The organism is Empedobacter sp. UBA6745 (genome assembly GCF_002453775.1).
In the GTDB taxonomy this organism is placed as follows: Bacteria; Bacteroidota; Bacteroidia; order Flavobacteriales; family Weeksellaceae; genus Empedobacter; species Empedobacter falsenii_C.
In genome coordinates this window covers 15,186-29,470 of sequence record NZ_DKHL01000013.1, presented here as the reverse complement: position 1 = coordinate 29,470, position 14,285 = coordinate 15,186, and the positions used below count along the sequence as shown (strand labels likewise).

General features: G+C 29.7%; 16 protein-coding genes and 1 tRNA gene. 8 read left to right on the top strand and 9 right to left on the bottom strand.

Annotated features, from left to right (window positions below):
• Positions 1–157: 157 nt before the first annotated feature.
• From hemW to B4H69_RS04985, 4 genes are all read left to right on the top strand, one after another.
• The gene (hemW, locus tag B4H69_RS05000) at positions 158–1,285 is read left to right on the top strand and encodes a radical SAM family heme chaperone HemW (RefSeq protein ID WP_291092988.1); all 1,128 of its coding nucleotides are present in this window, start codon (positions 158–160) and stop codon (positions 1,283–1,285) included.
• Positions 1,286–1,302: 17 nt separating this feature from the next.
• Entirely contained in the window at positions 1,303–2,112 is an 810-nt protein-coding gene (murI, locus tag B4H69_RS04995) for a glutamate racemase (protein ID WP_180904467.1), read from the top strand.
• Positions 2,113–2,175: 63 nt separating this feature from the next.
• Positions 2,176–3,408 (top strand): ornithine--oxo-acid transaminase, encoded by a 1,233-nt coding sequence (gene rocD, locus B4H69_RS04990; protein WP_180904468.1) that lies wholly within the window; start codon positions 2,176–2,178, stop codon positions 3,406–3,408.
• Between the two features lie 77 nt (positions 3,409–3,485).
• Positions 3,486–5,549: a M48 family metallopeptidase gene (locus tag B4H69_RS04985; RefSeq protein WP_280045572.1), complete on the top strand. Its 2,064-nt coding sequence runs from the start codon at positions 3,486–3,488 to the stop codon at positions 5,547–5,549.
• A gap of 22 nt (positions 5,550–5,571) precedes the next feature.
• Here the strand turns inward: B4H69_RS04985 and pdxH are convergent, their stop codons facing one another.
• The gene (gene pdxH / locus B4H69_RS04980) at positions 5,572–6,219 is read right to left on the bottom strand and encodes a pyridoxamine 5'-phosphate oxidase (protein WP_180904472.1); all 648 of its coding nucleotides are present in this window, start codon (positions 6,217–6,219) and stop codon (positions 5,572–5,574) included.
• Between the two features lie 75 nt (positions 6,220–6,294).
• Between pdxH and B4H69_RS04975 the strand changes: the two genes are divergently transcribed.
• Positions 6,295–6,846 (top strand): YqgE/AlgH family protein, encoded by a 552-nt coding sequence (locus B4H69_RS04975; RefSeq protein ID WP_180904473.1) that lies wholly within the window; start codon positions 6,295–6,297, stop codon positions 6,844–6,846.
• Positions 6,847–6,850: 4 nt separating this feature from the next.
• Here the strand turns inward: B4H69_RS04975 and B4H69_RS04970 are convergent, their stop codons facing one another.
• Both B4H69_RS04970 and B4H69_RS04965 read right to left on the bottom strand, forming a co-directional pair.
• Positions 6,851–7,660 (bottom strand): aminotransferase class IV, encoded by an 810-nt coding sequence (locus B4H69_RS04970; protein WP_180904474.1) that lies wholly within the window; start codon positions 7,658–7,660, stop codon positions 6,851–6,853.
• Positions 7,661–7,671: 11 nt separating this feature from the next.
• A complete protein-coding gene (locus B4H69_RS04965) occupies positions 7,672–8,055 on the bottom strand; it encodes an START-like domain-containing protein (protein ID WP_038330532.1) in 384 nt (127 codons plus the stop codon).
• 115 nt (positions 8,056–8,170) lie between these two features.
• On the opposite strand from B4H69_RS04965, the gene B4H69_RS04960 reads away from it, so the two are divergent.
• A tRNA-Met gene (locus B4H69_RS04960) sits at positions 8,171–8,244 on the top strand.
• A gap of 60 nt (positions 8,245–8,304) precedes the next feature.
• Here B4H69_RS04960 and B4H69_RS04955 read toward each other — a convergent pair.
• On the bottom strand, positions 8,305–9,174 hold the full coding sequence (locus B4H69_RS04955) for a DUF6515 family protein (RefSeq protein ID WP_291092986.1): 870 nt from the start codon (positions 9,172–9,174) through the stop codon (positions 8,305–8,307).
• Positions 9,175–9,405: 231 nt separating this feature from the next.
• Between B4H69_RS04955 and B4H69_RS04950 the strand changes: the two genes are divergently transcribed.
• Positions 9,406–10,455 carry a nucleoid-associated protein gene (locus tag B4H69_RS04950; protein WP_280045571.1) on the top strand — a complete coding sequence of 350 codons (1,050 nt, stop codon included), beginning with the start codon at positions 9,406–9,408 and terminating at the stop codon, positions 10,453–10,455.
• 42 nt (positions 10,456–10,497) lie between these two features.
• On the opposite strand, the gene B4H69_RS04945 is transcribed toward B4H69_RS04950, so the two are convergent.
• Together B4H69_RS04945 and B4H69_RS04940 are read right to left on the bottom strand one after the other, a co-directional pair.
• Positions 10,498–11,193: a LytR/AlgR family response regulator transcription factor gene (locus tag B4H69_RS04945; protein WP_291092984.1), complete on the bottom strand. Its 696-nt coding sequence runs from the start codon at positions 11,191–11,193 to the stop codon at positions 10,498–10,500.
• Positions 11,190–12,242 (bottom strand): sensor histidine kinase, encoded by a 1,053-nt coding sequence (locus B4H69_RS04940; RefSeq protein ID WP_291092982.1) that lies wholly within the window; start codon positions 12,240–12,242, stop codon positions 11,190–11,192. Before B4H69_RS04940 ends, B4H69_RS04945 begins: the two co-directional genes overlap by 4 nt.
• A 132-nt stretch (positions 12,243–12,374) precedes the next feature.
• Between B4H69_RS04940 and B4H69_RS04935 the strand changes: the two genes are divergently transcribed.
• Entirely contained in the window at positions 12,375–12,830 is a 456-nt protein-coding gene (locus B4H69_RS04935; protein ID WP_180904479.1) for a DUF420 domain-containing protein, read from the top strand.
• Here B4H69_RS04935 and B4H69_RS04930 read toward each other — a convergent pair whose 3' ends face one another.
• Genes B4H69_RS04930 through B4H69_RS04920 form a run of 3 tightly spaced genes read right to left on the bottom strand, consistent with a single transcriptional unit; the run spans position 12,831 to position 14,284 of the window.
• On the bottom strand, positions 12,831–13,289 hold the full coding sequence (locus B4H69_RS04930; RefSeq protein WP_180904480.1) for a GNAT family N-acetyltransferase: 459 nt from the start codon (positions 13,287–13,289) through the stop codon (positions 12,831–12,833). It lies immediately after the preceding gene.
• A gap of 51 nt (positions 13,290–13,340) precedes the next feature.
• Positions 13,341–13,859, bottom strand: coding sequence for a hypothetical protein (locus B4H69_RS04925; RefSeq protein ID WP_038330521.1), 519 nt, complete (start codon positions 13,857–13,859; stop codon positions 13,341–13,343).
• Positions 13,856–14,284, bottom strand: a complete 429-nt coding sequence (locus tag B4H69_RS04920) for a hypothetical protein (protein WP_180904481.1) — start codon at positions 14,282–14,284, stop codon at positions 13,856–13,858. The genes B4H69_RS04925 and B4H69_RS04920 overlap by 4 nt, the downstream gene beginning before the upstream one ends.
• Position 14,285: the final 1 nt, after the last annotated feature.

The following is a 14,285-nucleotide window of genomic DNA, read 5'->3' as shown; positions in this document are numbered from 1 at the left end:
CATTAAAGAATTTTACAGTTCCTTTATTCATAGTATTTTATTTTCGTTGATAAAGATATAAGATTTATTTACAAAACCAATATTAATTTTTAGTTTTTTTTATAACAATTTTTTTAGCCTATAATTTCATTATAATTTTGCTTCAAATCATAATATTTTGGCAGGAATTTATATTCATATCCCGTTTTGTAAACAAAAATGCAGCTATTGCGACTTTCATTTTTCGACAAATCTTCAACATAAATCAAATTTAATTCAAGCAATTAATAAAGAACTTGAGATCAGAAAAGATGAAATTTCAACACCTTTAGAAACGATTTATTTTGGAGGAGGAACACCTTCTATTCTATCCGAAATTGAATTAGAAAGTATTTTTGAAACGATTTATAAAAATTATTCGACCAAAAATTTAAAAGAAATTACACTAGAAGCGAATCCTGATGATTTGAATAAAGAAAAACTTAATTTCTTAAAATCAACTCCGATTAATCGTTTTTCGATTGGTGTTCAATCATTTTTTGAAGAAGATTTGAAATTAATGAATCGCGCACATAATGCACAAGAAGCTGAAACTTCGATAAAATTGGCGCAAGATTTTGGTTTCGAAAATATCACTATTGATTTGATTTATGGTTCTACGACCACAACCAACGAAATGTGGAAGCAAAATTTGCAAAAAGCAATTGAGCTAAATGTTCCACATATTTCTTCTTATGCGTTAACAGTCGAAGAAAAAACAATTTTAGATCATCAAATCAAAAAAGGAATCACTAAACCAGTTGATGAAGATCGTCAAAACGAACAATTTCAACTTTTAGTAGACACTTTAACTTCGAATAATTTTATTCAATACGAAATCTCCAATTTCGGAAAAGAAAACTATTTTTCTTTGCACAATTCTAATTATTGGAAAGGAATTCATTATTTAGGAATTGGACCTTCTGCACATTCTTATAACGGAAAAACTCGAGCTTGGAACATTGCAAATAATTCAAAATATATACAAACTATCAACGAAAATAAGCTACCTCAAGAAATTGAAGTTTTAAATGAAGTAGAACAATTTAATGAAATGATAATGATTGGATTGAGAACAATTTATGGAATAGATTTAAATCGAATTAATTCAGAATTTTCTCAACCTTTAGTGAATTCTTTTTATCAAGAACTCAATCAATTAATTAACGAAAATTTAGTCGAAAAGAAAGAAAATAGAATTATTTTGAAACCCGAAGCAAAATTTTTCGCAGACGGAATTGCTTCAAGATTATTTTACATCGATTAATTTGTTAAATTTGCGATATGAATGATAACAGACCAATTGGTGTTTTCGACTCTGGAGTTGGCGGTTTGACGTTTGCAAAAGAAATAAAACGTCTGCTACCAAACGAAAGTTTGATCTATTTTGGCGATACTCAAAATTTGCCTTACGGAGAAAAATCGAAAGAAGCGATTACACAATTTTCGGTAGACATTACTAATTTTTTAATAGACAATAATTGTAAAGCGATTTTAGTTGCATGTAATTCCGCAACAGCTAATTCGTTGAAAGAAATTAGAGAAGCCGCAGGAAAAGATGTTCCTGTTATCGATGTTATTTCGCCAGTTGCGGAGAAAGTTTCGTTCGAATTAAGAGAAAAAATAGGTGTTATTGCAACAAAAGCAACTGTAAATTCGGGCGCTTACAAAAAGGCTATTCGTCGTCGGAATAAACATATTACGGTTATTGAAATGGCAACTCCGCTCCTAGTTCCTGTTATCGAAGAAGGTTTTACAAATTCGACGATTTCTAAAGCAGTTTTAGAAACTTATTTGTTGAACAAAAAATTAGAAGGAATTGATTCGATTATTTTGGGATGTACACATTATACACATCTAGAAAAAGAAATCAATCAAGTGTTTGAAGGAAAAGTTGATATTGTAAATTCGCCTTTAATTGTCGTGAATCAAGTGATTTATCAATTAGCAAAAGAAGGAAAATTGGCTGCTAAAGATGCTGTTGCAAACTATACATTTTATATTTCTAACAATACGGATAATATTATAAAAGTTGCAAAAAAATTCTTTGGAAAAGATATTCAATTAATTGAGAAAAATTTAGAAACGAAATAGAACCGACCATTATTTGTCGGTTTTTTTATAAAATATTACGAACAAACAAAAACAAATCATTACATGGAAAAATCAGCAGAATTAATTGCATTAGAAGAAAAATACGGAGCGCATAACTATCATCCGCTTCCAGTTGTATTGGAAAAAGGTGAAGGTGTTTACGTTTGGGATGTTGATGGGAAAAAATATTTCGACTTTTTATCAGCTTATTCAGCTGTTAATCAAGGTCACTGTCATCCTCGAATCATCAAAGCGTTAAAAGATCAAGCCGAAAAATTAACGTTAACTTCTCGTGCTTTTTATAATGCGGAATTAGGAAAATACGAAAAATTTATCACAGAATTATTCGGTTTCGATAAAGTTTTACCAATGAATACGGGTGCTGAAGCAGTAGAAACAGCGCTAAAAATTGCTCGTAAATGGGGGTACGAAAAGAAAGGAATTCCAGCTGGTGAAGCGATTATTGTGGTATGTAAAGACAATTTCCATGGTCGTACAACTACTATTATTTCTTTCTCGAATGATGAAGATGCACGTAAAAATTTCAATCCTTACACAAGTGGTTTTGAAGCTGTAGAATACAATGATATTGAAGCTCTAAAACAAATTTTAGAAGAAAAAGCAGATAAAATTTGTGGATTCTTAGTAGAACCAATTCAAGGAGAAGCGGGTGTTAATGTACCTTCTGAAGGATATTTGAAAGCTTGTGAAGAATTATGTAAACAACATAATGTTTTATTTATCGCCGACGAAATTCAAACAGGAATTGCACGTACAGGAAAAATGTTAGCAATCGATCACGAAAATATTGATGCCGATGTTTTAATCTTAGGTAAAGCCGTTTCGGGTGGAGCTTATCCAGTTTCTGCAGTTTTAGCAAATGATGAAATCATGAATGTGATCAAACCAGGACAACACGGTTCTACTTATGGAGGAAATCCATTAGCTGCGGCTGTTGCAACAGAAGCTTTGCAAGTTGTTTTGGACGAAAAATTAGCTGAAAATTCTGAAAAATTAGGGCAAATTTTTAGAGCAGAAATCACAAAAATGGCAGAAGAATTTCCGTTATTCAAATCAGTTCGTGGAAAAGGTTTATTAAATGCAATTTTAATCAACGATACACCAGAATCTGAAACAGCATGGAATTTCTGTGTTGCAATGAAAGACAACGGATTATTAGCCAAACCTACGCACGGAAACATCATTCGTTTCGCTCCTCCTTTAGTGATGAACGAAGAACAGTTACACGAATGTTTAGCGATTATTCGTAAAACTGCACAAGAGTTTAAAAAATAATCAACAATAAAATGATATAGAAAAAACCTGATGAAATTTCATCAGGTTTTTTTATATTCGAAGCTTTAAATAACACTATGAATTCTTTTAAAATAAACGTTTCTGAAACGTACAAAAAGGCTCAAAAAAAATCGGCTGTTTGGATTGCTCTTTTCTTGATTACTCTTTTCTTTTCTACAATTTTGAGCATCATCATTTTTATAATTTGTGTTTGTGCAGGAATCGCTATTGTCATTACAAAACCAATGTGGATTACCATTATTTTAGGTTTGGGACTGTTGGCTTTAGGAGGTTTAATCGTTTATTATAACATTAAATTTATTCTGAATATTTTCAAAAAAACAGCTACGAATGGAATTGAAATTTTTGAAACAAATCAACCAGAATTATTCAAATTAATAAAAGAAACCGCAGATAAAGTTGGCACAAAACATCCAAAAAAAGTATTTATTATTGATGATGTAAATGCATATGTTTCCTACTCGAACAATTTGCAAAGTTTAGTTTTTCCAACGAGAAAAAATTTGTCGATTGGTATTGGTTTGCTTCATGGTATTTCTCAAAATGAATTAAAAGGGATTATTGCACACGAATTTGGGCATTTTTCTCAAAAATCAATGACAATTGGTAGTCATGTTGGGAATGCGACCAAAATTATGGAAGATATTTTATACAGTAATCAAACCTTGAGATTTGATGTCGATAATTTAGGTCAAATTAATGGAATTGTTGGTTTTATCTCGATGGGCGCTGTGGCTTACAATAAAATGATTGAATCTATTTTGAAAATAATTCACAAAAAATTAGAATTTAATTATCTAAAATTAAGTCGAGAAATGGAATTTCATGCGGATCAAATTGCGACAAATGTTGTAGGAATTGAAACGATGAGTAAACCATTATTGAGAATAGAATTATATCAATTTGTTTACCAAGAATTAGCCAATTTTTATACAAGTTTACAAGATGATAAAAAGTTTTCGATTAATATTTATCAAAATATGAATCAATTAGTTGATTTTTATATCGATGATTATGAACTTTCTTTAGAAAATAATTTAGCAATTGTTGGAATTAATGAATTTAATCAAAATCATTCGTTACTACAATTTGAAGATTTATGGTCGACGCATCCAGAAATGGACAAACGTTTGGCAAATATAGCGTCTACAAATCATCATTCTGAAATAGATAAATCTCCAAAAGCCATTACTTTACTTCAAAAAAATAATGAATTTGAAGAAGAATTTACATTCAATTTTTTCTTTCAATTAAATTTATATCGTGTCAATGAGATAGACAATTCAGAATTTATTGAAACGTTTAAAACCATTCATAATAAATACAATTACCCTAAAGTTTACAATCATTTTTTTTCAAATTATGATTTACCTTTTGATCGATTTAAAAAAGCTGATTTAACGGATAAACAACAAAATATTCCTACGAATGAATTGTTTTCGGATGAAAATATTATAGTTGCAAAACAATATTTAGCTTTACAAATTGATTTATTGCAATTAGATTTTTTTTCCAGTCAAAAAAAGCCGCAACCATTCAAATACAACAATGTTGTTTACAATAAAAAACAAGATGTACTGAAAGTTAAAGAAGAATTGGAGCAAATAAATAAGGAAAAAGAAGTTGAGTTTTCTGAATATTTAGACAATATCAAAATATTCTTCAGATCTAATTTAGATGAACAAAAATCTATTTTATTAGAAGATTGTATCAAAGTTGAAGCAGATTTATCAGCGAATATTCAATTGGTAAATGAAATTAGAACTCATATTAATTTTGCTACAAAACCTATTCACGAAAAACTAAGAATTGAGGCTTTAACAGTTTTGAATGATCAAGTAGAACAACTAAAAAATGTAACAAAAGATATTCTACAAAGTGAAATTGCAAAGGAAAAAATAACAATTCGAGAAATTGAAAATGCGCAATATTTTATAGATGAAGATTGGATTTTCTTTTTTGACTCTACAGGTTATAACAACAACGCTTTTGAGAATTTGATTGAAAATTTATACTTTGTAGATCAAGTTTCAAATAATTTATTGTTTCAAAAGAAATCTGCTTTTCTAAAAGAATACGAACCATTGTTAGACTATACATCAAAAACAAAAGCCTCTTAATTAGAGGCTTTTATTTTATATCTTAAGGAGCTAAACGCTCTTTTTTCCAATCAAAATCGTCTTGTAAAACATAACGAACTCTATCGTGTAAACGACTTGGACGTCCTTGCCAAAACTCTATTTCCGTGGGGCGAATCAAGAAACCACCCCAATGTGCTGGGCGCGGAATTTCTTTTCCTTCGTATTTTTTCTCTAATTCCAATTCTTCTGCTGCTAAATCTTCGTGCTCATCAATCACAGAACTTTGTGCCGAAATCCAAGCACCTAACTGGCTACTTCTTGGACGCGTTTCGAAATATCCATCCGAATTATTATCCGATGTTTTTTCTGCTACACCTTTTATAATAATCTGTCTTTCTAGAAATGGCCAAAAAAATGATAAACAAACATTCGGATTTTCTAACAAAGCTTTTCCTTTCTGGCTGTTATAATTCGTATAAAAAATAAAACCTTCATCCGTATATCTTTTCAATAAAACAACGCGAGTTCTCGGAAAACCATCTTCACCAATCGTCGCAACAGACATCGCATTTGCTTCATCCACTCCATCCGATTCTTCCGCTTGCAGAAACCAATCACGAAATTGTTCGATCGGATTTTCTCTTAACGAATCAAAATTCATCGACTGTTTTTCGTAAACTTTTCTTTTATAACTTAAATCTTGTTTCATTAATGATTATTTTATATTTTTAAACAGCTAATTGTATATTTCGTTAAGATTTTACTCAATAAAACCGAAACAAAAATGTCTATCAAAAGTATAAAAAAAGGAGCTATTTTGGTCGCAAAACCAACATTAAGTAATGATATTTTTCAGCGAAGTGTTATTTTAATTACAGAACACTTAGAATCTGGAAGTATTGGTTTTATTCTTAATCATTCTTCTCATATTCCGATTAGTATTTTTGTATCTGAAATAGAATCTGCTTCTATTGTTTTTGAAGGTGGACCTGTCGATAAAGAAAATATCTATTATATTCACAAACGACCTGATTTAATCAGAAATAGCGAAAAAATTGCTGACAATTTATATTGGTCTGGTGTGTATGAAGATGTACGCGATGCGGTAAATCAGAATTTGATTACGCAAGATGAAATCAAATTTTTTATTGGATATTGTGGTTGGGCGCCAAAACAAATCAAAGATGAATTAAACGATAATTCGTGGGCTGTAACAGATTTGGATTTTGATATTTTTGAGCGTTGGGATGCTGATTTGTGGAAAAAATTAATGAAACAGCTTGGAGGTGAAAACTTAATTTGGCTAAACACCCCCGCTGATCCTTCTATGAATTAATCGATTATAAATACTTAAAAATCGATTTTGTTTTGTCTAAAGTGTATTCTTTTTTACGATTTTTGGTAATTGGTAAAATTCCAACTCCATCAATCAAAATGAAAACTTCTTCGGCTTTCTGAATTTCGAATGGAAAAATTTCGACTTCTTCTACTTTAAATTCTTCGGCTTTATTAATTTTTGTAATGAAATTATTTCTCAAAACACTTGTAATAACACCTTCTTCTTTTTTCGGTGTACGAATTGTTTCTCCATTCACCACAAAAATATTTCCTCGTAAAGAACGTGCCATTTTTTTGTTTGCATTTAGCAAAATAATATCAGCATAATCATTCTCTAAACGATAGATTTCTGCAATATTTTCTTCTGGACGATACGTATTCACAAGTGAGTAAAATGCAGTATTGATCGCATAATCTTTATAAACATCAATCTCGTTTTCGGCTTGTAAAAACTCCCAATCATTGTCACTGTTTTCGATAGAAATCAAATAATTGATGGATGCTTTTAGATAATCTTCCTCATCATTTCTGAAAGCAAAAAATTCTACTTTTCCTGACTTGGTCTGATTTACTTCTGCTAATAAATTGATTTGTTCTTGAAAAAATTCTGGTGTAAAATCCAACGGAATATTCATGCGGTAAATACGCATAGCAGCCATTAGATTGAAATAATGATCTTCCCAATCAATAATTTCACCATTTACAAATCGTAAAATTTCTTTTACAGCATCACCATTACGAAAAGCTCTGTTCTGAATTCCTATTTCTGCATTTGCTTTTTCGACAATAACGCCACCTAAGTTAATTTTCAAAATAATAGATTTTAAACAGATCCTAAGATTTTTTTAAGATCTTCAATTTGACTTTCCCACAATTGTTTTGATTCTTCTACTTCGTCTTCATCAGCAAAATCTGTAATAACTAATGATACATCGTTCGTTAAATCGTCTTCTACAATTGTTAATTCGAAGAAATATTTTGTGTCTTCATCATATTCCCATTGAAAGCGCACGTATCCATCTTGCTTAGATTTCATCAAAAATGCAGATTCTTCGTGTCCATCCCAAATAAAAGTATATTTTTCTCCACGAGAATTTACGTTATCTGCAAACCATTCTGATAAACCCGAAGGGTTTGAAATATAGTTATATAGCAAAGACGGTGAAGACTTGATTGAAAATTCTACTTGATATTTCTTTTTTGGCATAATTCTATTTTATTGAAGTCGCAAGATATAAAATGAATTGTATCTACCAAAGAAAATCAAAATAAGTTTTGTTATAAAATCAAAAAAAAATTACCTTTGCAAAAATTAAAATTTAGGCGAGGTAGCTCAGATGGTTAGAGCGCAGGATTCATAACCCTGAGGTCGGCAGTTCGATTCTGCTCTTCGCTACAAATGAAAAGCCCAAACAGATAATCTGTTTGGGCTTTTACTTAACTACTAAAACCTATACTAATCTAAATAACCTACTACTTGATAAGCTCTTGTTCCTCTGTTGTAAATTTTTTGGTACAAAACACCTCCAAATTCATACAGATATTCGCCTCCATAATCTACTCTTTCATATCCTGCTGGTAACGCATATACGATAGCACCTAGAGGAGCTTGAACTACTTCATAATAATTTCTATTAGGGCTGTAATAAACTCCTTCGTAGAAATAATATGGATTTCTATTACCAATATTAATTGTTACATAACCCACTGGTAAAATATTAATTCTAAATCCTACATATGGCATATATCTCACATATCCACTGTTATAAGGACGATAGTAAATACCGTTATTTCCGTAGAAATTATAACTGTTGTACGAATACTTGTTATAGTTTCTTACATTCACATTAGAAACTGGTCGGTTTCCTCTGTTGTATGAGCTAGAATTTATACGAACTGGATTGTTGTAGAAATCTCTGTTTTTTAAACTCTCAGATCTATTACCTTGATTACCTTGGTTATTTTCTCTGTTATTTCTACTATTATTCCAATCTTTATTAGAACTTGGTCTACTACTTACAATCGCTGTATTGTTTCTATCTATACGTGTACTCGTTTCACGTTCTGTTCTATTTGTAGAATTCTTCCAAGAGTCATTCGTAGAATTACTGCGATCTATTCTTTCTGTTCTATTTCCTTCAATACGACTAGTTCTATTTTCTGTTCTAGCCATTTCAGAGCGTCCATTCCCTTGACTTCTTGAAGTTGCTTCTCTTGAAGAAGAACTTCTCTCACCACCTCTTTGACCTCTATCTTGAGCATTTACACCAACAGCTAACATGGCTGTAAAAGCTATTCCTAAAAGTGTAAATCTAATTTTTTTCATCATCCAACTTTTTAATAAATTAAGACATCTCTCTAAATACTATTTCCGTGCCATAATTATAAATTTTAACCATACAAAATCAATAAATCATCAAAATAATTTATAAGTGATTAATATTCAATGAATTGTATTAACAATTTTGTTTGACAATTTTGTTAAATATTTTTATTCTTGACATCGTTTGTATTGATTTCTGAATTGATTACTTTTGTTTTTAAGAAATTATATAAAATGATTGACGTTAAAAATGCTTACATCGCCTTTATTAGTTTACAAAAAGTTGGACATAAAGTTCGAGAAGAAGCTAACATTTTTGCCGATAAAACACTAGAATATGACGAATCTAAAGAAGAACAATTGGTTCCTTTCTTATTAAGTCCTTTCAAAAAAACGCTCGAAATTAATCGTTTCACGCATTATACAGAAAAGTTAGAATTTAATGTTTTGTATAATCAATGCAAGCAAATGTTTGATGAAGAAACAGATTTTATCGATTTTTCGCAAGAAGTTTTAAGTCATTTATACGAGAAATCATTGCATCCGCAGATCAAAAGTGGTGAAGTTTTTATTGCGCTTTTCGAGAATATGATGTTCGACGGAATTCCTTGTCGTGGAATTGGAATTTATAAATTAGAGAATAAGAAAAAATTCTTGCGTTTCGACGAATCGCGTGGTTTAGATTACAACATTTGGAAAGGTTACAAGTTAGAAGGAATCGACAAAGCCTGTCTTATTCTTGATGCTTATCGCGACGAAGGTTTCCGCGTCTACTCTATCGATGATAAAAATGTGGAGTCAGAATATTGGAAGAAAAATTTCTTGGAAATTGATTTGATTAAGGATAACAATTACCATACAAAGAAATATATGGAGTTGATTACAGATTTCTCGAATGATTTTCTTTTGGATAAAACGGACAAAAAACAACAAGCCGAATTTATCTCAAATTCGATAAATGTATTGAATTCAAATGAAGTTGTAACGAATGAAATTTTTGAAGATCAAGTGTTGAAACCTTTCGAAATTATTGACGAATTCAAAGAATATAAGAAAGATTACAGCGAAAATAATCGTGTTGAATTTGTAGAAGCTTTTGAAGTTTCGGTTCCAACTTTGATGAAAGAATCAAAGAAAATCAAAAGTGAAATTAAATTAGATACAAAGATTAACATCAAATTAGATTTGACAAATCCTGATGCAGCCGAAGAATATTTGGAACGCGGTTTTGACGAAGAAAAGAAAATGTATTATTATAAAGTCTACTTTAACTCAGAACAATAATAGTTAAATAATAATTACGAGCTCCAAAATTTTGGAGCTTTTTTATTTGATATACTTCTCAAAATAAGGTTTATATTTCTCTGATAAGCTAAACTCTTTCTTTCCTATTATTAAATTATTTTTCCCAAAAGAAGTCACTTTGTTGAAATTGACAATATGCGAACGATTAATCTGAATGAAATTTTCTGGTAAATTTTCTTTCATTTTTTTCAGTGTCATCAACGGAATATACGGTAACTCCTTTTCCTCAGAATATATTTTCAAATAATCTTTCATACTTTCGATATACAAAATAGACGAAAGCTTTATTTTCACTTGTTTTGCATCAATTTTAATAAAAATATCATCGTTTTGTTTCAATAAATTTTCAAGATTTTTTTGATGTTTTATTTTAGAAACTGTTCTTTCGAAATCTTCAAAACTATAAGGTTTAAGCAAAAAATCTGTTGCCGAAACTTTAAAACCTTCTATTGCATAATTGCTATAAGCAGACACAAAAACTATTGACGTTTTTACATTATTTTCTGACAACGATTTTACAAAATCAATTCCATTTAACTCTGGCATTTCAATATCCAAAAAAATACAATCAACTTGATTTTCAAGAAGAAATAATTGGGCAGATTGAGAAGAATTAAAACACGCAAGCAACTCTAAATCATCAGAATGATGAATAAAATTCTCTAATAATTTCAACGCTAAAGGCTCATCATCAATCGCTATACAGGTTAATTTCATTTCAACTTAATTTTTAGTAAACAATTGTAAACATTTGATTCTATCTTCACTACATATTCATAATTTGATGAATACATAATTTCTAAACGTTTTATCGTATTTTGAATTCCAATATTTTTAGAACGATTAACGCGTTTATTTTCAAAGATTTCATTTGTTGTTTCTAAAATTAATAATCCATTTTCAACTTTAATCTTCAAACAAATTTCACAATCTTTCGTCGTTGAAATTCCATATTGAAAAGCATTTTCTATAAATGTTAACAATATCATTGGCGCAATTTCTAACTCATTTTCAGAAGTAGAAATCTCAACTTTTAACGTTACATTTTCTGGAATCCGAAAACGCATCAAATCAATATAATTCTCGATAAAACTAATTTCATCTTTCAGCAAAACTTTATCATTTTGCTCTTCATTCAACACAAAACGCATCATTTTAGCCATTTTCTGAATTGCAGTTCTCGACTTCTCAACTTCAAAATAAGTTAACGAATGAATCGTATTTAATGTATTGAAAAAGAAATGTGGATTAATTTGTGCTTTCAAAACACTTAATTCTGCTTTGGTTTTTTCTTCTTTCAACAAAAGTTTTTTCTTTTCTTCTTTGTTCAAATTTTTAATCAAATGAGATGAAATTCCAATCGCGAAAATAATTAAAGCAAAAATTGAAATATAAATCGAAATGAAAAATGAATTTTGCTTCAAATTTGTTGGCTGATTTGGATGTAATATTTGATGAAGTTTTTGATTTAATTGTAATATTTCTTCCACTTGATTCATCACAAGAATCAGAAAAATAGTCAAAATTATTAACGTTAAAATATACAAAACGCCGTTTTTTCTCCAACTAATTTTTGGCAATAAAAAACCTACATTCAAATAATACAATATCATTAAAAAGACAAGTAAAATAGCGTGATAAATGTAATGTTCTATTGGTAAATTGATGCGATAGGTAAGCGGAAAAATGATGAAAAAGATAAATGCAATTCCGATCCATCCCAATAAATGGAAAATAAGTGGATATTTTTTTACGAAATCTTGCATCATCAAAACTTTTAGCTAAGTAACGAAAAAGCTTTTGGAAAGTGAACTAATTTGGTCGTGAAAAATTTGTAGTTCGTCTAAAAAAATTGTTCAATTCCGCTGTGACAAATACTTTTGAATAAAAATTATTTTATGATCTCAATTAGTCAAATCGTCGTTTACGGCATGTTAATTTTATCAATATTTGCTCCTTTTATTGCTTTGTATGCGGTAAAATTAGTAAAACAAGGAAAATATGAGCAACATATAAAAGTTCAAAAAAACTTATTTTATGCTTGTGTTACAGGCGTTATTTTATTGGAATTGACAATTCGTTTTTCTGGAGGTTCTGGTAGTTTGGTAAAAGTGAGTCCATATTTAGCGACAACGTTTTTTCATACTACACTTTGGGCACATATTATTGGTGCTGTTTTAACGTATATTTTTTGGGCTTTTACAATTTTCAAATCGAAAAATCAAAATAAGAAAAAACAATTACCTGGAAGATTTTCAACGATTCATCGTAAGTTAGGCTATGTTGTAATTATCGGACTTTTTTATACAGGAATTACAGCTTTTATGGTTTGTACAATGGCTTTTTTCTTGTAATTAATTCAATTTCAAAATACATTGATGATTCAAAATTTGAAAACCATTTTTCAACCAAAAGCCTTTTGCAGATTGATTTTCAGCTGTAAATTCTAATTCAATATATGCTTGATCGTTCAAGAAATTTATCGCTTCTTCAACCAATTTAGAAGCGATATTTTGATTGCGATAATTTGCATCGACATATAAAGAATCTATTCTTCCTTTTGATTTTATCGCAAAGTATTTCGGACGAAGATGTTTCGAACAAATAATATATCCCGCCAACTTATTTTCTATTTCAGCTACAAATACTTTTATGTTTTGTTGTTCTAAAATTCCCTTGAAAAAATCATCTATATCATGTTTATATGTTAAATCCATTTGATACAACGCATTAAACTCTTGATGATGTTGTAACAATTTTATCATCATTCTTTTCAATTCAGCAATATCATTTTCTGTAGCAATTCTTATCATATCTAAAAATAAAAAAATCCAGTTAAAAAACTCTAACTGGATTTACTAAAACTATTGTTTATCTAATTTTATTTTGTCTTGACCTTGTTGCAACTGATACAACTCAATAATATCCTCAATCGGATAATTGAACCAATCAACTTGTTTTTTGATTTTCGAATTTTGATCTAAATACAAATATGTCGTGAATTTCATCGCTGGAAACTTCATTCCATTGTATGTATAAGGCGAAAATTCTCCGTTTGCAATAATCATCGAATCGTTAGAAAATAATTCATTAACTTTCAATAATTTATTGTTTTCATATTGCATCGTTTGATCACTCCAACGAATAATATCATTCAATAAATAACGCGGATCTACCGTAGAACCTCCCGAATATTGCGCCACATTTTCATATACCAAACTATCATTGTAAAAAGATAACATTTTTTTGTAATCTTTTCGAGATGAATAATTTTCGAAAAAACGTTTTCCTAATTCATCATTTTTACTGGCTGAAGAAGAATTACAACTTACTAAAAAAGTAATTGCAATAAGACTTAAAATCCACGTAAATTTTATTTTCATTTATCTGAAATTCTTGTTAAATAATTTTCACCATTATCATCAGCCATTCCATCTTCATTGAGAATCATAATCTCCGAATTGTCTGACCAACGTAAAAATTGAAAAGGTAATTTTTTCTTTTTTGAATCGATTTCCATCAACGATCCATCATCCTTTTTGAACAATTCTCCATCATAAGATTGACCTTTATATTCAGCAGTAAATTTGTCATCTGCTAATTTCAAAACGATTTTATCTCCAAAATATTTTCCTTCAAAAACTCCTTTGTAAATAAGCGTTTCGCTCGTAAAAACAGAATTTTTCTCTAAAGACAATACATCTTCATGCGACAGACCATCCGAACTTTTATCCACTTCTACATTATCCTTTTTACATGAGAATAAAAAGAGTTGACTGATAAATAACAAAAAGAAAATCTTTTTCATC